This window comes from Pseudomonas eutrophicaquae, assembly GCF_023544715.1.
Taxonomy (GTDB): Bacteria; Pseudomonadota; Gammaproteobacteria; order Pseudomonadales; family Pseudomonadaceae; genus Geopseudomonas.
This window is the reverse complement of record NZ_JAMJEZ010000009.1, coordinates 1-25,803: the sequence shown is the minus strand read 5'-3', so window position 1 is coordinate 25,803 and position 25,803 is coordinate 1. Positions and strand designations below refer to the sequence as shown.

Sequence of the window (25,803 nt, the reverse complement as noted above, 5' to 3'; positions counted from 1 at the left end):
GCGGTAAAAGACGCTCTGTCGGTACTTGTGCAGGCCGCGACAGAGCACGCGAAGAACAAGAATCAGCGCAGTGCCCGTGCCGGAACACCCACTACCGTCAAGCCATCGGGCACGTCAGCCACCACCACTGCGCCAGCACCGGCTTGTACGCCACTGCCGATGCACACCAGCTGGCGCACGCTGGCGCCGATGCCGATCCAGCTCAGGTCACCGACCCGCACCCCGCCAGCCAGCCGGGCACCGGGACTGACATGTACGGCATCGCCCAACAGGCAATCGTGATCGATGCTGCAGCCGGTGTTGAGAATGGCGCCCATGCCAACTATGGCATCGGCATTCACCACGGCTCCGGCAAACATCACTGAGCCGGCGCCCAGCCGCGCATGACGACTGAGCGTAGCGGCTGGATGCACCAGCGTGACAAGGCGTGCGCCGGCAGCCTGCAGCTCGAGCAGCTTGGCTTGCCGAATGCGATTGTTGCCAATGGCCACCAGCACACCATCAAACTGCGTCAGTCGCTCCAGCAAGCAGGCCGTATCACCTGCCACCGGCCAGGCACCGTTGTGCTGACGCGGTGGCCAGGCATCATCGAAGAACTCCACCACCGACCAGCCGCAGCACTCGGCGGTATCGGCGACCACCTTGCCATGGCCACTGGCGCCAAGAATTGCCAGGCGCCTCACGACGGCTTCCCAGTGAACTTGCTCATGGTCGCCTCACCCTCGGCGCTTATGCCCTCGCGCACCACCACCTTTTTCAGGGTCAGGAAGATGATCTTGAGGTCCAGCCAGAACGAGCGGTTGTCGACGTACCAGACATCCAGCTTGAACTTGTCTTCCCAACTCAGCGCATTGCGGCCGTTGACCTGCGCCCAGCCACTCACCCCGGGGCGCACTTCGTGGCGGCGGTACTGCTCGGGGCTGTACAGCGGTAGGTACTCCATCAGCAGCGGGCGCGGGCCGACCAGGCTCATGTCGCCCTTGAGCACGTTCCACAGCTCCGGCAGCTCGTCGAGGCTGCTGGCGCGCAGGAAGCTGCCGAACGGCGTCATCCGCTCGGAATCCGGCAGCGGGTTGCCGTTGGCATCCACGGCATGGCGCATGGTGCGAAACTTGATCATCTCAAAGGGCTTGCCGTGAAGCCCCGGGCGCACCTGGCGGAACAGCACCGGCGAGCCGAGCTTGCGGCGGATCTGCCAGGCAATGATGACGATGACCGGGGCGAGCAGCAGCAGACCAAGGCTTGATGCAAGGATGTCGAACCAGCGTTTACTCATGGCCATTGCGCTCCATAAAAGTCCAGCAGACGTTGCCAGTATGCCGCACGCTCGAATCTGGCCTCGATGCGCTGACGGGCCTGTATCCCCATCTGATTCAGCGCAGCACCGGGCATGCTATGGACTTCCCGCATGATCCGGCCGAGCGCAGGCACATCACGGGGCGGCACCAGCCAGCCGTTCCGGCCCGGGGTGATGACCTCATTGCAACCACTGATATCCGTAGCAATGACCGGCCGCTGCATGGCACCAGCCTGCAGCACCACATTGGGGAATCCCTCGCGGTAACTGGGCAATACCAGCACATTGGCCAGCATCAACGCGGGCCGGACATCTTGCTGAAAGCCCAGCAGATGGACTCTTCCATGCGCTGCGAGCCTGTCGAGTACCTCGGCAGACACTGGAGCCGACTCATCGACATCCCCCACGATTAGCAAATGAGCCTCGGGCATACCCTGAAAAAAAGCCTCGGCCAGCTCGTCGATGCCCTTGTCGCGATTGAGCCTGCCGACAAAGCAGAAAACAAAGGCCTGCTCGGGAATCCCCTGCTTGCGACGCAAGGCGACGGCAGCCTGGCGTACATCCTCATGCCAAGGGGCAAAGAAGCAGGTGTCCACTCCGGCGATATTGCCAAAACCAATCACCTCCAGCGGCTTGCTGGTAATCGCATACTTCTGCAAATCACGCCGGACCCCCTCTCCCTCCGGGACAACCCGGGTTGCACAGGCGCAGATCAGCCGATCGATCTGGATCAATAGACGCTGTCTGAATCCACTGGCCGTGGGAAAGATCAACCCGGTAAAGGTATGGATACGTACCGGAACCCGGCATATAAACCCTGCAAGCATGGCAATAAGCCCGGCTTTTGGCGTGTAAGAGTGGATCGCGTCTGGACGCAGTTTCAGCAGCAGCCAGATCATGCGCACCAGCGACAGAAGATCATGCAGAGGACTGATGCCGCGGCGCATGGAAACCGTCTGCACAGGTACCCCTTCGCGGGCGGCAATCTCCTCACAGGATCCATCAGGCGAGGTCACCAGCGTCAGTGCAAAGTGCTCCCCCAGAAAGCCTGGCTGGCCACGCAGAATCGTACTCAGGGTCTGTGGAACGGTCGTCACCAGTACCAGATGCTTGTGCTTCACTTGAGAGGAATCCTCCATCACCGAGACGCCGCCTGCTCGAGCACCTGGCGCAGTATCGATGCCTGGGCCTGCAAGGAATAGCGGCTCTGGACCGCCTGCCAACCCGCCGCCCCGAAGCGCTGGCGCACCGCAGGCGAGGCAGCCAGCGTATGCAATGCCTCACACCATTGCGCGGTCGAGGAAGCCAGCAGACCTGAGCCACTTCCCTTCACGATATCCACATTCACCCCTACAGGTGAGGCCACCACAGGTACGGCGCACGCCATGTACTGGATCAGCTTGTAACCGCATTTTCCCTGCTCCCAGGGTGTATCCAGCAGCGGCATGATGCCGATATCCATCTGGCGGATCAGCTGCGCCTCGCTTTCCTCACGCCATGGCACGACGTCGACATCGATCCCGTGCAGCTCCGCGGCAATCTGCGGCGAAGCACCGACCAGCAGCAGACGGGCGGCATGGCGCTGGCAGATCGTTGCCAGCGCATCACGGATGGAGACCACATACTTCTGGGTCGATGGGGAGCCCATCCAGCCGATCGTCAGAGCGGCGTGATCATCACCCTGGCGTGGACCATAACGGTGATGATCAACCACGGTCGGAATGATGGAAACCCGGGCAGCGCCCGCCGCCCTGGCACGCTGTGCCAGATACTCGTTACCCGCAACCACATGGGCCGCCGCCTGCATTACCACATCGATCTTGCCCGCCATGAAGCGACGCACCAGCGGATTACCGGACAGGTCATAGCGATGGAATACCGCATCGTCATAGTCCACGACAAAGGGCTTGCCCAGCCGGCCCAGCAAACGCTCGAACCATGCCGGAGCCCCGGGAAACAGTTCGCACTCGATCCACAGCAGGTCATACCGATAACTGCCCAGCAACTGCAGGAGCCTGCGCATGTAGGAGGTCAGCACCTGCGCAGGGCTGCGGGTGCCATGGGCATACAGCGTCTGCAGATAGTGATCATCAAACAGATTCAGGACCGTCACCCGAATACCGGACGCCTCGAGCTCGGGCAGGTACTGGAGCGTGCGCAAGCGGCTGCTGGCCCCAAGCCGCGAGTATCTGGACAGCAACAATACATTCATCAATGACAGCTACCTTGTTTCATCGCGCAGGATCCAGCGTGGCCACCAGCGCAGGAGCATGGCATAGGCGGCAGCGGTTTCCTTGATGCTGCCCCAGGAGCCGCGGAGTGTCGCCAGCAGAGTGCGGTTAAGCGGCTCGACCAGCAGCGTCACCAGCAACACCGACAGCGCGGCAGGGCGGGAAAAATGCTTGAACACATACAGCAACCGACTGCGTAGCGAGTAGAACAGTCTTCGGGCCTTGACCTGGCTGGACGTGCCTCCGCCGGCGTGAAAGGCCTGCACATCAGCAAGATACAGACTGGACCAGCCGGCTTTGCCCAGACGCTGGGAGAGATCCAGATCCTCCAGGTACACAAAGAAACGCTCGTCGAATCCGGCTACCTGCTCGAATGCAGCACGACGTACCAGATAAAAGGCGCCGATGACATGATCAACCGGACGGCTGCTCTGGTGATCCCAATCGGCCATCACATAACCGCAGCGCAGCAGGAGGCGATCAATACCCAGTGCATGGCTGAGCATGCTGGCCGGCGTGGGGAATCGTGCACAGCTGCGGGCTATCCGGCCTTGCTCATCAACCAGCTGCACGCCACAGACAGCGGTGCGGGCCTGTTCGGGACGATCCATACAATCGAGCGTGCGCGCAAGGGTCTGCTCATAGAGCAGAGCATCGGGGTTCAGAAACAGGACGAATTCTCCCTGCAAACCCTGCGCGCCCAGATTGCAGGCACGGGCAAAGCCCAGATTGGCGCCGGTACGCAGCAGACGTACATCGGTGCTGTGCTCGAACGGCATCTCGGAGCCATCTGCCGAGCCGTTGTCGACCACCACAATCTCTCCAACAAGACCATCGGCAAAGCGGCGAATGGAATCGATACAGTCGGACAACTGTTGCCCCGCATTCCAATTCACGATAACGATATCAACTCTTGCCTGACGCATATAAAAACCCGACCAGTGTTGCCCCAGAGAAACCATGGGATTATCAAGGAAAATTCTCTACGCAAAATCCCAGCTATCGAAGTCATCTGCAAATAACGGATCCACATATATCATGTGATAGTTGACATAGATCCCTAATCCCAGAAGCACTGCAAAGGCCAGCGCACGAAACCCATGCGGAAGACGGCAGGCCATGAGCAAAAGCGGGAACATGGATATCTCCATGAATCGATGCGCAAAAACCGGAGCCCAAGCCAGAAAGAAGTAATTAGACAAACCAAAAAATGAGATCCAAAGCAAGATACGCGTCAAGCTATCAAGCCTTCTGTAACAGATCAGCCCAAGCATGACGACCAAAATGAAGGCAATACTGCGCGAGGAAAAAAGGTTCACCTGCCCCTCAAGCCCATTTTCAAAGTATGCTGAAATTAATGGATTAAGCAACGCTGTAAGGTGCAGACCAAAACCCATGCAGAATGAAATAGTCGTCAGAAGAACAGCAGGGATGATCATCCGATCGCTGCGCACAAAAAATTTTATATAAAAGAACGGCAGCAGGATGAGAATGCTTGACTGAAAAAAGGCCCCAATTAATAAGAGCAGCAATGCCTTAATGCTAAGTCCACCCGCTGCACTTTCCCGAGCAGCCAGGAAAACCCCTAACATAGCCAAACCTATTGCAATCGAAATCCTGATCTGAGTCATCTCATGCAGGGGCAAAAGGATCAGGACATACAGTAGAAGGCAAAAAAATCCAGCCGGGCCACGGCTTATGATCCAGAACTTCAGGTAAAGTGAAGTTGCGGCGCACACCAACAAGAAAATGAGAAAGTCATCCCCAGCCAGAAAGATCACCAGCTTCGTGAGCCATACAAAACCCAGCTCAAACCTGGTATCAAAATTCGGCTCAGCAACAAGCTGCTCAAAAAACTCCAGGTAGTATCTGTAGTCTCTGTCAAACCCATACACTCTGAAGCCAACCAAAGGTACAAGCAGACAAAAAGCCAGAAGCCAAAAAGCCTTCCGGAGAACTGCCAGGATCTCTGATGTACTCATCATCGCGCCGAGAGCTCCCGGACACCCCAGAACGCCAGCACCATGCAATCAAGCAGGACGCGCAGCATCCAGGCCGTGGCAGCGCCCAGCACCCCCAGCGGCGGAATCAGCAGCAGCAAAGCCAATACGAATAACGGCAACTCCAGCAAATGCAACAAGGCTGTACTGCGAACCTGAGCGCGGGCATGCAACAGGGCATAAAACATCGAGGCCAGTGCATTGAAAAATACACCAAGGCACAGCATGCGCCCGACCTGCACCGCCTCATCAAGATCATCGCCCAGTTGTGCACCTACCCAGAGGTCAAGAATGTGAGGCAAGAGCATCGCCAGCAGAGACATCCCGACCAGCATCAAAACCGCGACCCGTCGCAGCCAGCGCCAGAACAGGGCTGCCGCCTGCCCCGCATCCACCATGACCAGACGGGCAATCACCGGAAACGCCACCGTCGAGATCGCACCAACCAGAATCAGTGACTGAATGGCCAGCTCATAGGGGATCACATACAGCGTCACCGCCGAAGCGGACAGCAGAAAGCCGACAAAAAAGCGGTCAGCCTGTACCAGAAACGGACTGATGACCCCGCTCAGGGTCACCCAGCCACCAAAGCGCAGCAGCGTTGCCGCCTCATCCCTGCTGAACACTGCCGATGACGCCGGTACCGGCAGGCAACCGTGCGCCAGATGACGGAACACCAGTAACGCCAGCATCCGTGAACCGACCAGTGTTGCCATCAGCCAGGGCAGTTCCTGGGTGTACTGCGCCACCCAGAACGGCCCGGCAAAGTTGGCAACCCCCAGCGCAATACGCAGGATGCTGATCCACTTGAAGTTCAGGAAGGCCTCATTCACCCCGCGGTAGACCACGCTGAGCGCCTGCAAGGGCAAGGCAACACCCAGCAGCAGCAGTGCTGTACGCAGCTCCTGCACGCTGACCGCCTCATGGGGAATCGCCGCGGCTGCGCCAGCCAGGGCCGCCAGCGCGATCAAGGCCAGCCCCAAAAGCCCGAGCAGCATCGTGATGGTCACCGCCGTGGTCAATGCCACAGGAATGTGCGATTCATTCACCGAATCACGCAAGGCCGAGATCCGCTGGGTCAGCGCCCGGCCCATGCCCAGATCGAGAATGCCGGCATAACCGATCAGCCCCCAGGCCAGGGCCAAAAAGCCGAAGCGCTCAGTGCCAATGGTGCTGATCAGCGCAGGCACCGTCAGGGCAGCCACCAGCAGCGGCAGGCCAAGACCCAGGAAATTCCAGAGGATATTCCTGAGATTCATCAGGCATGCTCCCGGCGTACATCACAGCAGCAGACAGCGCGCATCAGGCCGCAAAGACCTCGGCATCGGCCAGCAGTACGCCCTCACGATCCTTGTCAGACAGCTTCAGCGCCACGCCGGACGGCCAGGCGATGGCGATACGGGGATCGTCGTAGCGGATACACCGCTCATCGGCCTTGGTGTAGTAGGCCGTGGTCTTGTACAGAAAATGCGTGTTGTCCTGCAGTGCGACAAAGCCATGAGCAAACCCTGCGGGTATCCACAGCATGCGATGATTTGCCGCCGACAGCTCGACGCCTACCCACTCACCAAAGGTCGGTGAGCCCTGACGGATATCCACCGCCACATCAAAGGCTGCACCTGCCACCACACGCACCAGCTTGCCCTGGGCATTGGGCGGCAGCTGATAGTGCAGGCCACGCAGCACACCCTGCTGCGAGCAAGAGTGGTTATCCTGCACAAACTCACCCGGCGATGGCAGGCCTGCGGCAGCCAGTGCTGCCTCGAAGCGAGCCGCATTGAAGCTCTCCATGAACCAGCCGCGCTCGTCGGCAAACAGCGTCGGTTCGACCACCACGACCCCTGGGATCCGAGTCTCGATCAGCTTCATGGATGCACCTCACGCAACAGCGCCATCAGATATTGCCCATAACCGGTCTTCTGCAACTGCTGCGCCTGCTCCTGCAACTGCGCGGCGCTCAGCCAGCCCTGATGGAAGGCAATCTCCTCAAGGCAGGCTACCTTGAGCCCCTGGCGCTGCTCGATGGTATGGACAAAATGCCCTGCCTCTAGCAGTGACTCATGGGTGCCGGTATCCAGCCAGGCAAAGCCACGGCCGAGCATCTCGACGTTCAGACGCTGCGCCTCAAGATAGATACGGTTGACATCGGTGATCTCCAGCTCGCCGCGGGCGGAGGGACGGATCGAGCGGGCGATATCCACCACCTGATTGTCATAGAAATACAGGCCGGTCACCGCATAGTGGGATCTGGGCGATCTGGGCTTCTCCTCGATGCTGATGGCCCGCCCGGCAGCATCGAATTCCACTACACCAAAGCGCTCGGGATCGGCCACCCGATAGCCAAAAATGGTCGCGCCCTGCTCGCGCTGGCTGGCAGCTTGCAAGTGCGCCGAGAAATGCTGGCCATAGAAAATGTTGTCACCGAGGATCAGGCAGACATTATCAGTGCCGATGAACTCCTCACCGATGAGAAAAGCCTGCGCCAGACCATCGGGCGAGGGCTGCTCGGCATACTGCAGCGAGATGCCAAAACGGCTGCCGTCTCCCAGCAGGCGACGAAAGCCTGGCAGATCATCCGGGGTCGAAATCAGCAGGATCTCGCGAATCCCCGCCAGCATCAGCACCGACAGCGGGTAATAGACCATCGGCTTGTCGTAGATCGGCAGCAACTGCTTGGATACCCCGAGAGTGATCGGGTGCAAGCGACTGCCAGAACCTCCGGCGAGGATGATTCCCTTGCGCTGACTCATAGCGGCACTCCTTTGAGCTCATCAAGCATGCGCCGCACACCGGACTGCCAGGCAGGCAGCTGCAGACCGAAGGTGCGGGTGAATTTACAGGTATCAAGGCGCGAATTATGGGGACGCGGCGCGGGCAGCGGATAGGCTGAGGTCGGGATCGGGCGGATCTCGCGCACCTGCAGTGGCTGACCAAGGGCACGCCAATACTCGATGACCTGACACGCATAACCGTACCAGCTCACCTCGCCGGCTGCCGCCAGATGGTAGGTGCCACTGCGCTCGGGGGCAGCCGGCAAGCTGCGCAGGGCATGGGCCGTGGCATCGGCCAGCAGCTCGGCGCCGGTCGGCGCACCGTACTGATCATCGATGACCTGCAGCGTCTCGCGCTCACGCGCCAGACGCAGCATGGTGCGGGCAAAGTTGTTGCCATGGCCGCCATACACCCAACTGGTCCGCAGGATCAGATGCTGGCAGCCACTCTGACGGATCGCCTGCTCGCCTAACCACTTGCTCAGGCCGTACCGATTGAGGGGGGCGGTAGCATCCTCCTCACGCCAGGGCCGTGTGCCGGAGCCATCAAAGACATAATCGGTCGAGTAATGCACCAGCCAGCCACCCAGCGCCTGCATCTCCTCGGCCAGCAGGCGTGGCGCCTCGGCATTGATCAGTGTGGCCAGCTGCGGCTCGGCCTGCGCCTTGTCCACCGCCGTATAGGCTGCAGCATTCACGACTACGTCCGGGCGCAGATCACGCAGCGTCGACCGCAGGCCGGGCAGATCACTCAGATTTCCGCACAAGCCTGCCTCCCCATGGCGATCCAGCGCTACCACCTCCCCCAACGGGGCCAGCGCGCGCTGCAACTCCCAGCCCACCTGGCCTTGCTTGCCAAGCAACAGAATCTTCATGGGCTGAGCATCCGCGTGGTGTAGTGCTGATCGAGCCACTGCTGATAGGCACCGCTCTTGACGTTGGTCACCCACTCGGGATTGTCCAGATACCACTGCACCGTCTTGCGGATACCGCTCTCGAAGGTCTCCTCGGGCACCCAGCCCAGCTCGCGCTGGATCTTGCTGGCATCGATGGCATAACGCAGGTCATGCCCCGGACGATCCTGCACATAGGTGATCAGCTCGCGATAATGCCCGCCCGCCAGCCCGCGGGCGCGCATCGCGTCACGCACGGCGGGATTGGCCGATAGCGGGCGCAGCTCGTCAAGCAGCGCGCACAGCACCTGTACAACCTCGATATTGCGCTTCTCGTTGTGGCCACCGATGTTGTAGGTTTCACCGATCTTGCCGCCGGTGAGTACCCGATACAGCGCCCGAGCGTGATCCTCCACGTACAGCCAGTCGCGTACCTGATCACCGCGCCCGTAGACCGGCAAGGGCTTGCCCTCCAGCGCGTTGAGGATCATCAGCGGAATCAGCTTCTCGGGGAAGTGGCACGGGCCGTAGTTATTGGAGCAGTTGGTCACCAGGGTCGGCAGACCATAGGTGCGCTGCCAGGCGCGCACCAGATGGTCGGAGCTGGCCTTGCTGGCACTGTAGGGGCTGCTGGGCGCATAGGGGGTCTGCTCGGTGAACAGCCCCTGCGCGTCCAGATCGCCATACACCTCATCGGTGGAAATATGATGGAAGCGAAACGCCTGACGCCGCACCCCCTCCAGCGTCTGCCAGTACTGGCGTACCGCCTCCAGCAGACTGCAGGTACCGACAATATTGGTCTCGATAAAGGCGGCAGGCCCGGAGATGGAACGATCGACATGGGACTCGGCAGCCAGGTGCATTACCGCATCGGGCTGATGCTCACGCAGCACCCGTTCGACCTGCACCTGATCACAGATATCCACCCGCTCGAAGGCATAACGCGGACTGAAACGGGCCTCGGCCAGCGACTCCAGGTTACCGGCATAGGTCAGCTTGTCGAGATTGACCACACTGTCGCCGGTGTGGCGGATCACATGACGAATCAGGGCCGAACCGATAAAGCCGGCCCCACCCGTGACGAGAATCTTCATAGCAAAGGCATCCTTGAAAGACACGGCAGACCGAGCAGACCAGTGATGACCTGCGGCCGCCAGCAGGCGTTGGCCAGCGCCCGGAAATCGATCAGCGCGGCTGCAGCCGACCACGCAAAAGGTCGCGCAGCAGCACCACCAGCGCGCCCAGCAGCAAACCAAGCACGATGCCTACCGCAACGATCAGCGCACGTCTGGGCTTGATCGGCTGCAGTGGCTCGCTGGCCAGCTGGTCGATGCGCACCAGGTTCAAACGGGTAAAGTCGACCTTGAGGGCCCGCAGGCGACCCGCCTCCTCACGCAGCTCACCCAGCTCCTTGAGAAACAGGTCATCATTCTCACGTGCCTGGAAAGCCTGCACAGTACGGTTCTGTTCCAGCAGGCGCAGTTCCTTGTGGATCTCGGCAATGCGTGGCTCGGTGAAGTCATCGGAGGTGCGTTTACGCAGCGCGTTGCGCTCGGCGCTCAGCGCTTCGGTCCCCATGAAGTGCAGGGGAATATCCTGATTATTGACCTCGGTACGGATCACACTGCCCTGGACCGTACGCGGCGTCTCACCCAGTGAAGTCGGATTAGTCGGCTTGTGAATGCCCAGAGCACGCGCAATGGCAATCGCCTCTTCCAACTCTGCCAGACGGTCATCACGGCGCGTACGCAGCATCTGGCGCAGCGCCTCAAGTTCATCTTTAAGCAGGGCGCGCTTGATGGTATCGCCCTCCAGCAGTCGGGCGATCTCGGCCTCTTTGACCGCATCGTAAGCCGCACGAGCCGCCTGGATACGCCGATCCAGTACCGACAGACGGTTATTCACTACGGTGCGAAAGTCCTCTTCGATACGAGCCCGCTCACGCGCAATAGCGAACTCGACCAGACCATTGACCAGCGCCACGCCATCGACTCCGCGTGGGTAGGTCAGGCTGAGACCGACAAAGGACGTCAGTGCATCCTGCTTTTTCGGATCAGGCTGCAGCATGGTGAAGGCGCGATCGTTGAAGTACTCGAAGGCCTGGGCGAAGGTACGGCCAGGCTTTGCAAGGGCATTGCTCAGGGCCTCGCTGGAGCGGACGAACTCGTAGCGGTTCTCGTAGGAGGCCAGTGCCGCGCCGACCCGCTTGAGGGCATCCTCGGGAGACAGCTCGTAGACATCCGTGCCGTTGAGCTCATCCAGATCCTTGATGGCGGCCGGGCGCAGCAGGCTGCGCACTTCATAATACGGGGTGGCCAGCACCGCATAGAGGATGGCGCACGCCGTGATCAGCAGCGTGACCAGCAACAGCAGACGGCGGCCGTTCCACAGGCTGACACACAGGGCGCGAAGGTCGATGGCTTCATCCTGACGGGTGTAGGTGCCGACGGGTTCTGTCACGATCACTCTCTTGCTGAGTCTGCATGTCAAGGCGGGGCCGCCATGTTAAGCATGGTCCGTAACGCAGGCAAGGCAGGAAAGCTCAGACATCTCGCTGCGCGAATGCCGAATAAATAAAAACCCCGCCTCCCAGGCGGGAGACGGGGTCTTGCTTACAACATACAGCGCTCACCGAGGTCAGGAGAGCCGATGAACGGTTCCCCTGACCTTGCATCAGACCAGCGCGTCGAAGGGCTGCTCGGACACACCCACCAGGGCCAGCTCGGAACCGGTGTCGGCCGGCTCGTCCATGGCGCCTTGCTCGGTGCCTTGCTCCTCGACCGGCGACTGCATGGCCAGCAGCGCTTCCAGCGACAGGTTGGCGGCAGCATCTGCAGTCAGTGCGACCTCCACCTCGTCACCCGCTGCAGCGTCAGCGGCCTGGGCATCCGCCAGCTCAACGCCGGCAGCTGCGTCAGCTGCCTGAGCGTCAGCCAGGGCAGCCAAGGCAGCATCGTCAGCCAGCAGGGTTGCCAGTGCCTCAGCCGCCTCAGTAGCCGCCTCTTCGGCAACCAGCAGGGCCGCATCGGCCTCGTTGGCGGCGAGGAAGGCAGCACCTACGACGACTTCTGCAGCAACCAGTGCAGCGTCGGCCGCATCGAGTGCCTCGACGGCCTCGATTTGTGCAACTTCTGCCAGCTCCAGCTCCGCCTGAGCGGCGGGCACGCCTTCGGCTGCAGCACCGACCGCCAGCTGGGCGGCTTCTACCACCTCAAGGGCAGCTGCGTCGTCGGCTTGAGCGGCGGCCAGCTTGGCGGCCGCCAGTTCAGCGGCTGCCTCAGCGGTTTCCAGCGCAGCAGCGGCAACCGGAATAGCTGCAGTGAATGCGGTTCGAGTCGACGATGGCACGGATCAGCGCATTCGGAACCTCCCGGTAGTTGGCCAAAAGCTGCCGGGTATCCTTCGGCAGACAGTAGCCGCCGTAACCGAAGGAAGGGTTGTTGTAGTGCGTGCCGACTCGCGGATCCAGGCTGATGCCCTCGACAATCGCCCGGCTGTCCAGCCCGTGCGCTTGTGCGTAGCTGTCCAGCTCGTTGAAGTAGGCCACACGCATGGCCAGATAGGTATTGGCGAACAGCTTGATCGCCTCGGCCTCGGTCGGCCCGGTCAGCAGCATGGGCCAAGCCCCACGACCGCGATGATGCCGCGCTCCAGCGCCGCTGAAGTCATCTCAGCAGACGGCATCGACCACCCCGCGAAAATGCTCGATGGTGCGGATCAGGCCTTCGCGCAGCGCAACCGTCGGCTCCCAGCCAAGCCGTGCCCGAGCCAAGGCGATGTCCGGCTGACGCTGACGCGGGTCGTCCGCCGGCAAGGGGCGGTATTCGAGCGTCGAGGCGGATCCGGTCAGCTCCAGCACCTCATGCGCCAGCTCGCGCATGCTGAACTCGCCCGGATTGCCCAGATTGACCGGCCCGGCAAAGCCGGGCGGGGTTGCCATCATGCGCAGGAAGCCCTCAAGCAGATCATCCACATAGCAGAAGCTGCGTGTCTGTTCGCCATCACCGTACAGCGTGATCGGCTCGCCGCGCAGCGCCTGGACAATGAAGTTGCTCACCACCCGGCCATCGGCCGGGTTCATGCGCGGGCCGTAGGTATTGAAGATTCGTACCACCTTCACATCCAGCCCGTACTGACGGTGATAGTCGAAACACAGGGTCTCGGCACAGCGCTTGCCTTCGTCGTAGCAGGCACGCGGGCCGATGGGGTTGACGTTGCCCCAGTAGCTCTCCGGCTGGGGATGCAGCGCAGGATCGCCATACACTTCGGAGGTGGAAGCCTGCAGCAGAGGAATCTTCAGGCGCTTGGCCAGGCCCAGCAGGTTGATCGTGCCCATCACCGAGGTTTTGGTGGTCTGCACCGGATCGCGCTGGTAATGCACCGGAGAGGCCGGACAGGCCAGGTTGTAGATGGCGTCCACCTCGACATACAGCGGGAAGCAGACATCATGACGCAGGAACTCGAAGCGCGGATGGGCGAGCAGATGGCGGATATTGCGCTTGTCGCCCGTGAAGCAGTTATCCACGCAGAGCACTTCGTGGCCCTGCGCCAGCAGACGCTCGCACAGGTGCGAGCCGAGAAAGCCCGCCCCGCCCGTCACCAAGACCCGCTGCCCCGTAGAGGCTCTGCCGGTCACGCTCCCACCCCCTTCGCAGAAGCCTGCAAGGCTGACAGCACCCGCTGCCGGGCCTGGCCGATCTGCCGTTGCAGCTCGGCACGGTCCTCGCCGAAAAAGACCCGCTGCTCACCCAGCGCCTTGTTGCACGCCGCCACCAGCTCGCAGGCCTCCAGCATGTCGAGGCTGAGCTGCTGGCACAGGCCACGCAGCAGAATGCGTGCCTCCCGTGCGGTCAGCTCGGGGAAGAACAGCGGCCACAGCGCCTCGCGCACGCGGGTCTTCTCCTCATCCACCCCCTCGCGATTCTGGGTGATGTTGCCCTCATGACGGCGATAGAGCAGCAGCTCCTCCTGCAGCCCATGGAACACAGCCCCCTGACGCAGCATCTCGACATAGAAACGGTGGTCATGATCACGGGGGAAGTTGGCGTCGTAGCGCAGGGCGTGACGGTGGACGAACTCGCTGCGCAGCATGGCTGTCGGGTTGAGAATGGCCGCATTCACGACCAAAAGGCGCGACTTGATCAGCCCGTCAGTCTGCGGATAACGCATGGGGACACGGCGCCCATCCTTGAGCAGTTTGATTGAATTACTGCCGCAGACGGTGACCTGCGGGTTGGCCTGCATGAAGGCATACTGGCGGGCAAAGCGCTCCGGCAACGCCACATCATCCGAGTCCATCAGCGCCAGATAAGGCGCCCTGGCTTGCGCGATCGCGACATTGCGCGCATTGCTGACCCCCATGTTGAGGGGCAGGTCAATGCAGCGGATACGGGCATCCCCATAGCTGGCCACGCAGGCGCGTACCGGCTCGGACACCCCATCGAGCACCACCAGCAGCTCGAAGTCGGTGAAGGTCTGCGCGAGGATCGACTCAATGGCTTCGGCCAGAAACGGCAGCCGGTCACCGACGGGGAAAATGACAGAGATCTTGGGGGACATACTGTTCCTTTCAGGCTATGACCAGACTTGAATTGGACAAGCAGGCAGCATGACCTGCCACGGCTCCTGCATGCCAGGATAACGGCTCACCCTCGACCTACCAGGGCCGCTGCGCGACCATTCATGCCTGCGGGGCAAACACCCGGCCCAGCTGGGCCGTCCAGGTCCAGCCATCCTGCACGTGCTGCCAGCCGCGCAGGCCGCGCGCCTGAGTGGCCTCGTAGTCGGCCACGGCACCACGCATCAGCTCGATCAGGTGCTCCTCGCACGGCTCGCTCCAAAGCCCCGGCAGATGGGGGAAGCAGCGCGTATCGGCGGCAACCAGCCCTTTGCTGCGAATCAGCCAGGCGTTATCGGCATTACAGAAATCCAGATGCCCGCTGTAGTCGGTGACGATCACCGGCAGCCCCGTGGCCATGGCTTCAAGGATCGGCATGCCAAATCCCTCCAGGCGCGTCGGCAATACAAAGCAGTCCGCCTCCTGATACAGCTGCGCCATCTCGGCATCTCCGGCACGCAGGCGGGTATCGAGCCACACGCGCTCGGGGTCGCGAATCAGGCTGCGCAGCTGCGAGGCATCATGCACACCGGTCTTGAGGCGCAGGCGTACGCCGGGTGTGGCGGCAAAGGCACGCTCGAAGGCGCGGATCAGCATCGGCAGGTTCTTGCGGGCCGTGTGCTCGGCCACACAGAGGAAGGTAAACCACTCCCCACGGGCACGCGGCACATAGCGGTACACCTCGGGATCAAATCCATGCCCCAGCACCTCGACGGGCACCGTCACGCCGTGACGCTTGAACACCGATGCAACGAAGTGGCTGCAGGCATATACCCGATCGTTGCTGTTCAGCGCCTGCACACAGGATGCCGGCAGCCCGTCCACATCATGGAAAAACCAAGGGGTGACCTCATGCGCCAGACGCCGCTGATGAGCCTCGCGCACCGAGCAGAACTTGATCTGCTGATCGAACATCCGGCGCTCGGGCCGATAGTCCACGCAGCGGGCAATCCACTCCGGCCAGCGGCCCAGCATCGGCTCCTGCTTGAACGGCAGCAGTCGCGCCTCGATGCCCGGACAGGCCTGCAGGTGGCGCAGCAACGCCTCGCCGACCCGCCCCATCGAGGTAGGCCCGCCGATCAGGCTGTTGAGCAACAGACGCTGGCGGGGACGCGACGCCTCTACGACAGGCTGACGGGGCTGCAGCGGTGAGGAAAACCGTACCGGCCGCGCCTCCCGTTCGGGTATGGCGCAGTCGACGCCCTGCGACAACAACAGAGGGCGCAGCGTCGCCAGCAGCTCAACGGCAGGCTCAGCCGCTACAGGCTCGCCGGACGCTGACGCGGTGAGCGGTGCGGCGAATGCAACAGCACGCACGGTCAGGTTGTCGCGCTCAAGGCAGCTTGCAGCGACTTCGGGGCGCTCGGTCAGGATCAGATCCACATCCCGGCACCAGCGCTGCCCGGCCGAGACTTGATCACCGAGCAAGGCCACCACCTTGCTCCCGAGGCGGCGTGCCTCAGCGCTGAGCAGCATGTCCAGCACCTCGCCCGTCGCTTCACACAGCACCAGATCGGGGCGCAGGCGCTCGCAGGTGCTGACAAAGGCATTGAACAGACTCAGCGACTCGTCAGACCCCATCTGCAGGCGCTGCGTGTCACGGGTCACATGAACGCGATGACTCAGGGCCGCATCATTGATCGTGACCCACCCACCGCGCTGAGCCACGACAGCCGCCCAGCTGGCCTGCAGGGACAGGCGGCCTTCCGGACGCCCGAACACGGTGGCGCCCAGGATTTCCACCTCCCAGCCGAGCCTGGCCAGCTGCTGCAACAGCTGGCGCGCCCGAATCGCTGCAGGGCTGGAGGTATCCAGCAGGCAACGAGGGCTGACCCATAGCAGACGCGGCAAACGGGCGGGTGTAGCGGGATCAGATCGGCTCATGACACGGGTTCCTTGCAGAGTGCCGCCCTTCAGCGGGCCACTGCCTCGCGTTCGGGCCGTAGCTGCTTGTGCCCGCGCAGCGTCGCCGCAGGATCACGATCCCCCGCCCGCTGGGCGATCAGCGGTGCGAAGGCGTCGAGCAGGCGCTGGGTACTGACCTCAATGCGGTGGTGCTGGCCCTGTTGCAGGGCGCGCTCGGCGTAGCGCTGGTAGAACGCCGGATCGTCATGGAAGCGCTCGATGCAGGCGATCAGCGGTTGCAGCAGTTCCGGGCTCGGCAGCTTGGTGTAGGGCGCTTCGTAGCAGTCGGCCGGGAAGTCGACCTTGAGGCCGCCGTTACCGATCACCTCCGGCAGGCCACCGCGGTTGCTGACCAGCGCCGGGATGCCGTTCATCATCGCCTCGGCCGCCACCCGGCCAAAGCTCTCCCACCACAGGCTTGGCGCCAGCAGCAGGCGGGCGCGGCCGTAGATCGGGCGCATGTCGGTGGTGTTGGGGGTGACGATGACATTGCGCAGCGACTCGCGCGGCTCACCCAGCGCGCTGCTGATCTGGCGCACCAGCTGGTGCCAGTTGCCACGGGATTCGACCACCTCAAAGGTGATGTCGGGCCGGCGCTTTTCCAGCTGCAGCGCCAGCTGGATGACAATCCCGGCCCCCTTGGCCAGCGACGGGTTGACCAGCAGCACATGCTGGCGGCTGTGCTGGCTGGCCAGTACCGGCGCCGGGTCGATGAAGGCGCCGACCGGTACGGCACGAAAGCCCTGCCTCTCGGCATACATGTCGGACGTGGCCTGGCTGTCGGTGATGATCAGATCGACATCCCGGCACCAGCGCGTGGCCTGATAGTTGCCGTTGGCCAGATAGGCTGCGACCGGAATGCCACGGGCATGAGCCTCATCGGGGATCAGCATGTCGAGGGTCTGGCCGCCGTAGAAGTACACCAGATCCGGCTTGAAGGTCTCCAGCAACTTGAGGTAAGCGGTATACCAGGTGCCCTCCTCCTGTGCGGTCATCTGTTGGCGGACAATGCTGCGGGTCGCCAGCAGACGGTGTACCAGCGGGCCATCATTGACGGTAACAATGCTGTTATGGCGCGCCTCGAAGGTCGACCAGTGCGGCCGCAGACGCAGTGTGCCCTTGTCGGCATCAAAGATGGTTGCCCCCAGCACCCTCACCTCCCACCCCTGAGCGACCAGCTGCAGCAGCATCTCGCGCACGGCCATCGACGCCCCGCTGGAGGTATCGAGCAGGCAGAACGGGTTGGCCCACAGCAGGCGGGGTTTGCGAGCGGCGGCGCTGGCGGATGCCTGGGCGTTCGTCTGGCCCGTCGCCTTGCGGCGGGCGGCGGCGGGCTTGGCCTTGGGCGTGGTCTGGGCGTTACGGGCAGAGGTGGCCGGCTTGGCGGTCTTGCGGTCCATGATGGGGTGTCCTGTGATTGAGCGCGGGCCAGCATAATGGCTCAGGCCCGGCAGACCAACATCCCCGGCGCACGGCGATGGGCAGCGCAGGCCGGGGCTCAGTGGGCCAGGCGGCGGATCAGGTTCTGCTGCAGGGCGTTGAGGCGGTCGAACGAGGCCGGATCATCGATCAGCGCCTTGAGGCGGGTCAGCTCGCTGGCCAGGGTGAACAGCAGCTCGCGATCGTCCGCGCGCGGCACCAGCGACTCGATCCAGCCGACGACCACCAGACGCTCCCCGGCGGTCACCGGGCAGACCTGATGCAAGGTGCCGGTCGGGTAGACCAGCAGCTGCCCGGCCTCGCCCTTGACCCGCACCTTGTGGTGACCGTGATCGAGCTCCAGCTCACCGCCCTGGTAGCTGTCCGGCGCACTGACAAACAGCGTAAAGCTCAGGTCAGAGCGCTGGCTGCCCATCACCGCCTGATCGACATGCCAGCCGTAGGCATCCCCCACCCCGTAGCGCGCGGCACGCAGGTTGAGCAGCGCACGGGGCCAGGCCAGCTGGCGCAGCGGCTCATGGTTGAGCAAGAAGGTGCGCAAGCCACGAAACAGGCCGCCCAGCGCCGGGTCGGCCTCGGTCACCTGCTGGTTGCACTTGCGCTGGCGGGCGCTACCGTAGGCAGTGGCCGTGCCATCCTGCCAGTCGGCCGCTGCCAGGGCGGTGCGCAGGCGTTGCAGGTCATCGGGGGACAGGGCGTTGATCAGGTGCATGGGGGAACTCGCAAAATGATTGCAGGATAGCCTGCCACTGGGCAGGTGAGCGTACCGTATGGAGTGCCTCGGCATGGCGCGTCAGCACCTGCTGCCAGGCCTCGTCCAGCTCGCCCGGCCAGATGAGCGCGCCAGTCAGGGCAGACAGCGGCAAGCCTTCGCGCAGCTCGGCGGCGCTGCAGACCACCAGCGCCCGCTCGACGCACTGATGGCGCAGCAGCATGGCCACGCGTTGCGCCAGCGACCCGGTAACCGGCCAGGCGGCGGCATTGACCGACAGCTGCTCACCGCACAGCCAGCCGAGCGCCGGTCGTGCAGACCGCGCCGCCAGCCAGTCTGCACAGGCCACACGCTGAGCCTCAGGCAAGACCAGCAGCAGCACCGGAATGGCTGCCGGCTCAGCGCCCAGCGCCGCCAGCCCCATCTGCAGCAGCTGCTCGCGACTGACATCCAGAGCCGGTACCGCGTTGATCTCGATAAAGCAGCCGCCCACGGCTTGCCAGGGCTGGCTGATGTCCGGGGTGATGTAGTCCAGACCGAGCATGCGCAGGCCCAGCGTGCGCGCCACGGTTTCAGCCGCTGCACGGATCTGCGGATGGACCTGTATGGTTCGAATTGGACTCAAAGAACACCCGCGAGCGCTGCCCCCAGCCGAACTGCCACAAACGCAGCGCAGCATCGAACGGCAGCACCGGTACGCCACGGTGCCGGGCGGCACTCATCAGGATGTGCGCCTGGTAGTCCGGGTGGCGCTGTCGACACTGCTGCCACAAGGCCTGCAAGGCCGGCTCTGCCATCGCGGGGGAAAAGTCCGCCTGCACACTGCGCAGTGCGGTCTGCAGCGCAAGCTGCAGGGCGCTCTGGCTGAGCTGCGGATCGTGAAACCCCACCCACAGCTGCACGCCCTCCTCTCCGGCGGCGGCACCGGCCTCATGCAGATAACCACGCACCTCGTTGAGGGCCGCCAGCGCCCAGCGCACCGCCTGGCGGGCCAGCCGCTCAAGGCCGGCCAGGCCAGGCTCGCCCGGTGCCACCGCCGGCAAGGCGCTCTCCTGCAGCATGGCGCCGGCTGGCGATGGGTCTGGCTCAGCCCCCAGCCAGTGAGGGTAATGGCGCTGCAGCGCAACCGCCGCCGACGCGGCCTGCTGGCACTCTGCAGGGGTGGCGCGCAATTGCCCCACCACCACCGGCTCCGCCGCCAGCGGACTGGCGCCGTGGTAGGCCTGTGTCCAGCTCAGTTGCATGGGCGCCTCTCTGCCTGCGCCTGCGCGGCCTGCCACTGCTCGATCAGCGGCAGGGCCACCCAGGGCTTGACCAGCATCACCACCTGATCCCCCGGCTGTGCGGCGGCCAGTGCCCGGGTGATGGCAGAGGCCGGATCCGGGTCGGTGATGATCGCCTGCGCGGCAACACCGCGGGCCTGCAGATAGTCCCGCCCATGCTCGAGCATCGCCGCCAGCGGATCGGATGCCGACCGCCAGTCGGCCGAGAGACGGGTCACCTCGTGGCGACCGCTGAGCACATACTGCCCGAACAGCGGCAGTGCGCCTTCCAGCAGATGCTCCAGGTGCTGACGGAAGCGGTTGCCGACCATCATGTTGACCAGCCAGCGCCGGCCACGGGGGGGACGCTGGCGCAGCAGCGCCAGCAGACCATTCACCCCGTCGGGGTTATGGGCAAAATCGACCAGCAGCTCGAACGGCAGCCCCTCGATCAGGTTGTAGCGCCCGGGATTGTCCCGAACGCTGAGGCCAAAACCTGCCAGTGCCCGGGCGATAGTGGCCGGCTCGATGCCTTGCGCCCAGGCCAGCGCCACGGCAAACAGCGCATTCTGCTCGTTGTAGGGCAACTGGCCCGCGAGGGTCGCGGGGATGGCGGCCAGCGCCAGCAACGGGGTCTGGCGGGCGCCTTCGGCCAGCACGATCCACGGCTGGCCGGCATGAGGCTGAACAAACACCCCCTCGCCCCCCACCGCCAGATGGGCCTGCAAGGCTGGGGAGTGAGCGGTACGGGACACCAGCAGGTGGCGGCTGCAGGTGGCACGCGAACGCATTGCCAGGCACAACGGATCATCGGCATTGATCACCACCGCGTGGCGGGCGCGCTCGAGCACCTCGGCCTTGAGGGCGGCCATCTGCTCCAGGGTGTCGATGCCATCGGCGCCGATGTGGTCATCCTGCACGTTGAGCAAGGCGGCGACGTCGTAGGCGTCGCAGGGGTGACCAAAGACCAGCAGTCCCTTGCGCGGCAGCTCCAGCACGGCGGCCTCCACGGCCGGGTCGTCCAGCAGCAGGCGCGCACCGGGCAGGCCGGAGAGGTTGTCGCGGCTGATCAGCGCCTCCCCCACCCAGGTGCCGGCGGTGGTGGTCACCCCGCAGGTGCGGCCGCTGGCCTGCCAGATGTGGTGCAGCATGCGGGCCGTGGTGCTTTTGCCGTTGGTACCGGTGATGGCGGCGGTGGGGATGCGGCCATCACCGCCCTGCATCAGCCAGTCGACAATCTCGCCATTGATGTCGCGCTGCGGATCACCGAGCCAATGCACGCGAAAACCCGGCTGGGCATTCACTTCGCAGATCGCCCCGCCCACCTCGCGCCAGCTGCGGGTGATGTCCGGGCAGAGAAAGTCCACCCCGGCAATGTCCAGCCCGATGATCCGGGCGGCCCGCTCGGCCAGCAGACGGTTGTCGGGGTGAAGCTGTGCCGTGACATCCTCGGCGGTGCCGCCGGTGCTGATGTTGGCAGTCTTGCGCAGGTAGACAAAGCGCCCGGCAGCGGGCACCGATGTGTGGCTCAGCGCCTGCTCGGCCAGGCAGCGCCGGGCCTCGGGGTCATCGAGGTGCAGGCAGAGCAGCAGGCTGCGCTTGTCGTGGCCGCGGCGCGGGTCGGCGTTGGCCTGCTCGACCAGCGCCTGCAGGCTGTGCTGGCCATCCCCGGTGACCCCGGCGGGGATGCGCCGGGTGGCCATGCGCAGCCGGCCACCGACCACCAGCAGGCGGTAGTCGGCCCCCTCGATGTGCTTCTCGACAATCACCGCCCCCGGGCTCAGGGCCTGGGCGGTGGCAAAGGCGGCCTCAAAGGCCGCGGCATCGCGCAGGTCAGGCGCGACGCCGCGGCCCTGATCCTCACTGGCGGGCTTGACCACCACCGGCCAGCCGAGCTGTTCGGCGATCTGGCGGGCGGCCTCCAGGGTGGCGACCTGCGCGCCGGCGGGCACCGGCAGGGCATTCTCGGCCAGCCGCCGGCTGGTCTGGATCTTCTGCCGGGCCAGACGGGTGGCGATCACCCCGGTGGCATCGGTGAAGCTGCTGTCGAGCCGGCGGCTGTGCCGGCCCCAGCCCAGCTGGATCAGCCCGTCGCGCTGCACCAGCGGAATGCCCCGCGCCCGGGCGGCCTGGGCAAAACGCAGGGTATTGGGTGGCAACCCGCCGCCCTGCTGGCGGATCAGCCAGGCCTGACGCTCGGTGTGCAGCGCGCGGACGGTCTCGCTGGGGATGGCAGGATGGCTCCAGAGCAGCAACAGGCGCAGGGCGTGATTGAGGGCCTCACGGCAGGTCGCCTCGCGCTGCCAGGGCAGCGCCAGCTCGACGCCGCCCGGTTGCTCGCTCAGCAGCCGGCCAGCACCCAGCGCATCGCGGCTCCATTGCTGCAAGGCACAGGTCAGCGCCAGCACCCAGTGGCCCGGCGTGCCGGGCGTACTGCCGGGCACCGTGTGCGCAGCGGCCGGGTGCCTGCCCGTTGCCTGCTGCGCCGCGGGGCTGGGGATGGAGATGGGCGCTGGCTGGCACCAGGCGTGGGGCCAGTCGCAAGCCTCGGGGCGCGGCAGCACCTCGGGCGGGCACAGCGCCAGCGCCTGCTGGCGCCAATGCGCCTCGGTGGCGGGCCAGTCGTCGGGATGGCCGTCCCAGCGCAGGCTCAGACGGGCGGTGGGTTCGGCCAGACCGGCGTGGCCACCACGAAAGAACTGCAGGCGCTGGATATGAAAGGCAGAAATCATCAAGGGTATTCCCAGAAGGCATGGACACGAGCGGGCGCCCAGGGAGCAGTCCCTGAGCGCAGCGCTGTCGTGGTCTGTCCCCTGCTGGCCCTGGCTGACTCAGTAGAAGAGGAAGTCGGCCGCCGTCACAGGCCCGCTGGCGCCAAGGAGCATGCCCAGCAGCTCCAGCTCCCCCTCACCCACTACGCCGTCTGCTGCCGTGGAGACGAAGTGGTAGATGCCGTAGGTGCCACCGTCATCCACCAGCACAAAGTAGGCTTCGGCGCCTTGCGCCTCGTTCTGCAGCGTACCGATGGCCGTGCTCACCGTGGTGTAGTCACGCAGATTGCCGGCGTTGGCGCCGGTGATGAAGGCGCCGGCGATGGTGCCGTTCAGATCGAAGGTGCCGGTCGCCACATCCGCGAAGGCGCTGCCTGGCGTCTGCACTACCCCCACACCGCCCAGCACCACACTGCTTGCCGCGCCACTGACCGTGAACTGGTCGGTGCCGCCGACAAACTGATACACACGATCAACCGCCTCATGGGCTGGCACGGCTTTCGTCAGGATGACGCCATCACCCTCGGCCGCGCGCACGGTGTCAGTGACGCTGTCCACGCCCAGATACAACATATCGACCCCGGTACCGCCGGTGAGGATGTCACTGCCCATAGCACTGTAGAGGGTATCGTTACCCGCGCCGCCAGACAGCTCAGCCCCACTGGTCATGGTGCCGCCGTAGACCCTAATCCAATCGTTGCCATCCCCCCCCGTGATGACGACCGGTGCAGACGGCTCCCCAAAGTAGTACCAATCGTTGTACAGATCGATCCCGTCATCACCGGCACCCATGTCAATCACCAGCTGTGCATCTTGCAGGCGCGGATTGAACAGCCACAGGTACTCGCCGAACTCGGTGCCCTTGATGCTCAGCACCTCGGTCTCACCGCCCGCCGTCCCCTGCACCGTCAGGGAGTCGTAGTAGTGATCTCTAAACTGCGCCACCGAGAACAGCGCCTCCTGCCCTTCGGCGATCTCGATCCGGTCCAGCCCCCACAACCTGCCGCCACCGTAGACATTACCGTCTGCATCGGTCTCGAAGGTGGTCAGCGCACGAAAATCGGTGGAGCTCTGCACGCGGAAGGTATGGGTGGCATCGGGACCGTTGTAGAGGTAAACCGCCTCGCCCGCCTGCACATCGCCGGTATTGAACAGGTAGACATTGTCGCCGGCGCCACCCTCCAGACGGTCCGCCCCGGCGCCGCCGGTGAGGGTGTCGTTACCCACGCCGCCGGTGAGGGTGTCGTTACCCACGCCGCCGGTGAGGGTGTCATTACCGCTGCCGCCGGCAAGGTCGTCGTTACCCACGCCGCCGGTGAGGGTGTCATTACCGCTGCCGCCTACGATCGTCGAAGCGCCGCTCGCAAAACCCTGGATGATGAAGCCTTCTGTCTGGGCGCTCAGGTTCAGCGTCAGGCCATCCGCGGCCAGGGCCACCTCTTCGATGTTGACCAGCTGTGTGTCGCGCGCATCGTCGAAGCTGCCCTCCATTTTCAGCACGTCATAACCGCGGCCAAGGTTCAGGCTGCCGACGCCCTGGGCCGGGTTCTGCAGGGTGACGATGTCGGCACCGCTGCTGCCGCGCACGTTCTCGATGTTGCGCAGCAGGTAGGTGCCTGCGTTGCCGAGGGTGATGCTCTCGATCCGCGAAGTGCCCTGGTAGAGGATATTCTCGCTGCCGTCAGTGAAGGTAAGGCGAGCGCCGTTTTTGAGGTTTTTGACTGCTATGCCCATCTTGCTTCCTGCCTTGATGATAGACCGGCGCACCGGTGTGCTGACGGGGTGCCCAGGGTGCGGCACGCTCGCCGTATTGTTTACCAGCATCACGCACAGACCCCGCCTTCGGGAAGACGGGGTCTGGCGTATTACGACGAATGGAGGGGTACGGCCTGCGGCGGCATCTGCCGGCCGCGAAGGCCGTCACCGCCCAGGCTCACCTCACACCATCACGAAATCACCCGCAACGAAGGCGCCCGTCGTGACGTTCTCGAAGGTGCCCACCAGGGTGATATCACTCGCCTGCACATAGCTATCGCCGGTAGCCCGATAGAGGTAGGCGTTGCCGTTATCGTAGGCGAGCAGATACAGCGCAACGCCAGTCTCGGCAACGTCAGTCTCGAACTGCAGCGAGGTAATGCTAGTGCCCTCGCTAACGCTCGCTGTCGTGTAGAACATCTTGAGCAGCTCGCTGCCATTGGTTGCGCCTGACAGATCAGCCCGGTCCTGGTCCAGGTCATTCAGCGCGATTACATCAAGGGTGTTACCCACCAGGTTCATCTTGTAGTCAGCCGTCGGCGTGTTACCCGTGTTTGTCGCGCTGAAAGCATGCTCGAAAAATGCCGCAGGATTATCCACGGCTGTTTCTGCCAGCGTGAGGCTCGCATCCAGACCCACCCGGTCGGCCTCGATGAAGCTGAAGTCCTTCACCACATCCCGGTCTGCTGCCGTGCTGACCCCTTTGAGGCTGAACAGATCATCGCCGCTGCCGCCGGTCAGGGTGTCGGCGCCGCTGCCGCCGGTGAGGGTGTCGTTGCCTTCACCGCCGTTGAGGGTGTCGGCGCCGCTGCCGCCGGTGATCGTGTCATTGCCGGCCAGGCCATTGACGACTAGCGCACTGGTCACGCCGGTGAAGTCCAGCGTGTCGTCACCGCTGGTGCCGTTGTAGGTGATGATGTCCTCGCCGTTGGCGGCATCGATCTCGTTGATGTCGTCAACGCTGAAGGTTCCGCTGAGGATCGAGTCGAAGGTGGTCGGCAGGGTGATGTCGTCGTTCGCGACCAGCGCCGCTACGGCGGCGGATGTGCCATCGATCGCGGTCAGTGCCGTGGCATCGACGGTGCCGGTGCCGTTGCCGTCAAGAATCGCCTGCAGATCGGCGGCGTCTGCGGTGCCTTCCTCCAGGGT

At 63.7% G+C, this 25,803-nt stretch carries 23 protein-coding genes and 1 pseudogene; all 24 read right to left on the bottom strand.

The window, feature by feature from the left end; genetic code table 11:
• Positions 1-62: 62 nt before the first annotated feature.
• Entirely contained in the window at positions 63-683 is a 621-nt protein-coding gene (locus MXC11_RS06050; protein ID WP_250006564.1) for an acetyltransferase, read from the bottom strand.
• Positions 680-1,276, bottom strand: a complete 597-nt coding sequence (locus MXC11_RS06045; protein ID WP_250006562.1) for a sugar transferase — start codon at positions 1,274-1,276, stop codon at positions 680-682. Before MXC11_RS06045 ends, MXC11_RS06050 begins: the two co-directional genes overlap by 4 nt.
• Positions 1,273-2,418, bottom strand: a complete 1,146-nt coding sequence (locus MXC11_RS06040) for a glycosyltransferase family 4 protein (protein WP_250006559.1) — start codon at positions 2,416-2,418, stop codon at positions 1,273-1,275. Before MXC11_RS06040 ends, MXC11_RS06045 begins: the two co-directional genes overlap by 4 nt.
• Before the next feature lie 17 nt (positions 2,419-2,435).
• Positions 2,436-3,509 carry a glycosyltransferase family 4 protein gene (locus tag MXC11_RS06035; RefSeq protein WP_250006557.1) on the bottom strand — a complete coding sequence of 358 codons (1,074 nt, stop codon included), beginning with the start codon at positions 3,507-3,509 and terminating at the stop codon, positions 2,436-2,438.
• 9 nt (positions 3,510-3,518) lie between these two features.
• Positions 3,519-4,454: a glycosyltransferase family 2 protein gene (locus tag MXC11_RS06030; RefSeq protein ID WP_284060410.1), complete on the bottom strand. Its 936-nt coding sequence runs from the start codon at positions 4,452-4,454 to the stop codon at positions 3,519-3,521.
• A gap of 57 nt (positions 4,455-4,511) precedes the next feature.
• The gene (locus MXC11_RS06025; RefSeq protein WP_250006553.1) at positions 4,512-5,513 is read right to left on the bottom strand and encodes an EpsG family protein; all 1,002 of its coding nucleotides are present in this window, start codon (positions 5,511-5,513) and stop codon (positions 4,512-4,514) included.
• On the bottom strand, positions 5,510-6,787 hold the full coding sequence (locus MXC11_RS06020) for an oligosaccharide flippase family protein (RefSeq protein WP_250006551.1): 1,278 nt from the start codon (positions 6,785-6,787) through the stop codon (positions 5,510-5,512). Before MXC11_RS06020 ends, MXC11_RS06025 begins: the two co-directional genes overlap by 4 nt.
• A gap of 43 nt (positions 6,788-6,830) precedes the next feature.
• The gene (gene rfbC, locus MXC11_RS06015) at positions 6,831-7,397 is read right to left on the bottom strand and encodes a dTDP-4-dehydrorhamnose 3,5-epimerase (RefSeq protein ID WP_250006549.1); all 567 of its coding nucleotides are present in this window, start codon (positions 7,395-7,397) and stop codon (positions 6,831-6,833) included.
• Positions 7,394-8,278: a glucose-1-phosphate thymidylyltransferase RfbA gene (gene rfbA / locus MXC11_RS06010; protein WP_250006547.1), complete on the bottom strand. Its 885-nt coding sequence runs from the start codon at positions 8,276-8,278 to the stop codon at positions 7,394-7,396. The genes rfbC and rfbA overlap by 4 nt, the downstream gene beginning before the upstream one ends.
• A complete protein-coding gene (gene rfbD, locus MXC11_RS06005) occupies positions 8,275-9,174 on the bottom strand; it encodes a dTDP-4-dehydrorhamnose reductase (RefSeq protein ID WP_250006545.1) in 900 nt (299 codons plus the stop codon). The genes rfbA and rfbD overlap by 4 nt, the downstream gene beginning before the upstream one ends.
• The gene (gene rfbB / locus MXC11_RS06000) at positions 9,171-10,286 is read right to left on the bottom strand and encodes a dTDP-glucose 4,6-dehydratase (protein ID WP_250006543.1); all 1,116 of its coding nucleotides are present in this window, start codon (positions 10,284-10,286) and stop codon (positions 9,171-9,173) included. Before rfbB ends, rfbD begins: the two co-directional genes overlap by 4 nt.
• 91 nt (positions 10,287-10,377) lie before the next feature.
• Positions 10,378-11,652 carry a Wzz/FepE/Etk N-terminal domain-containing protein gene (locus MXC11_RS05995; protein WP_250006541.1) on the bottom strand — a complete coding sequence of 425 codons (1,275 nt, stop codon included), beginning with the start codon at positions 11,650-11,652 and terminating at the stop codon, positions 10,378-10,380.
• Positions 11,653-11,865: 213 nt separating this feature from the next.
• Entirely contained in the window at positions 11,866-12,540 is a 675-nt protein-coding gene (locus MXC11_RS05990; RefSeq protein WP_250006539.1) for a hypothetical protein, read from the bottom strand.
• A pseudogene (locus MXC11_RS05985) lies at positions 12,521-12,808 on the bottom strand (UDP-glucose 6-dehydrogenase); the annotation flags it as partial. The gene MXC11_RS05990 and the pseudogene MXC11_RS05985, both read right to left, overlap by 20 nt.
• Positions 12,809-12,862: 54 nt before the next feature.
• Entirely contained in the window at positions 12,863-13,828 is a 966-nt protein-coding gene (locus MXC11_RS05980; protein WP_250006537.1) for a UDP-glucuronic acid decarboxylase family protein, read from the bottom strand.
• Complete coding sequence (locus MXC11_RS05975) at positions 13,825-14,751, bottom strand: glycosyltransferase family 2 protein (protein ID WP_250006535.1); 927 nt, start codon at positions 14,749-14,751, stop codon at positions 13,825-13,827. Before MXC11_RS05975 ends, MXC11_RS05980 begins: the two co-directional genes overlap by 4 nt.
• Positions 14,752-14,872: 121 nt before the next feature.
• Positions 14,873-16,693 (bottom strand): glycosyltransferase family 4 protein, encoded by a 1,821-nt coding sequence (locus tag MXC11_RS05970; protein ID WP_250006533.1) that lies wholly within the window; start codon positions 16,691-16,693, stop codon positions 14,873-14,875.
• A gap of 29 nt (positions 16,694-16,722) precedes the next feature.
• A complete protein-coding gene (locus tag MXC11_RS05965; RefSeq protein WP_250006531.1) occupies positions 16,723-18,114 on the bottom strand; it encodes a glycosyltransferase in 1,392 nt (463 codons plus the stop codon).
• A 98-nt stretch (positions 18,115-18,212) separates the two neighbouring features.
• Positions 18,213-18,866: a Fe2+-dependent dioxygenase gene (locus tag MXC11_RS05960; RefSeq protein ID WP_250006529.1), complete on the bottom strand. Its 654-nt coding sequence runs from the start codon at positions 18,864-18,866 to the stop codon at positions 18,213-18,215.
• Positions 18,835-19,434, bottom strand: a complete 600-nt coding sequence (locus tag MXC11_RS05955; RefSeq protein WP_250006527.1) for a hypothetical protein — start codon at positions 19,432-19,434, stop codon at positions 18,835-18,837. Before MXC11_RS05955 ends, MXC11_RS05960 begins: the two co-directional genes overlap by 32 nt.
• A gap of 4 nt (positions 19,435-19,438) precedes the next feature.
• The gene (locus tag MXC11_RS05950; RefSeq protein WP_250006525.1) at positions 19,439-20,110 is read right to left on the bottom strand and encodes a hypothetical protein; all 672 of its coding nucleotides are present in this window, start codon (positions 20,108-20,110) and stop codon (positions 19,439-19,441) included.
• Positions 20,101-22,860: a Mur ligase family protein gene (locus MXC11_RS05945; RefSeq protein WP_250006523.1), complete on the bottom strand. Its 2,760-nt coding sequence runs from the start codon at positions 22,858-22,860 to the stop codon at positions 20,101-20,103. Before MXC11_RS05945 ends, MXC11_RS05950 begins: the two co-directional genes overlap by 10 nt.
• Before the next feature lie 99 nt (positions 22,861-22,959).
• Complete coding sequence (locus MXC11_RS12165) at positions 22,960-24,633, bottom strand: calcium-binding protein (RefSeq protein ID WP_284060409.1); 1,674 nt, start codon at positions 24,631-24,633, stop codon at positions 22,960-22,962.
• Positions 24,634-24,837: 204 nt separating this feature from the next.
• Positions 24,838-25,803 (bottom strand): calcium-binding protein (locus MXC11_RS12160; RefSeq protein ID WP_284060408.1); only part of this gene is annotated, 966 nt, incomplete at its 5' end.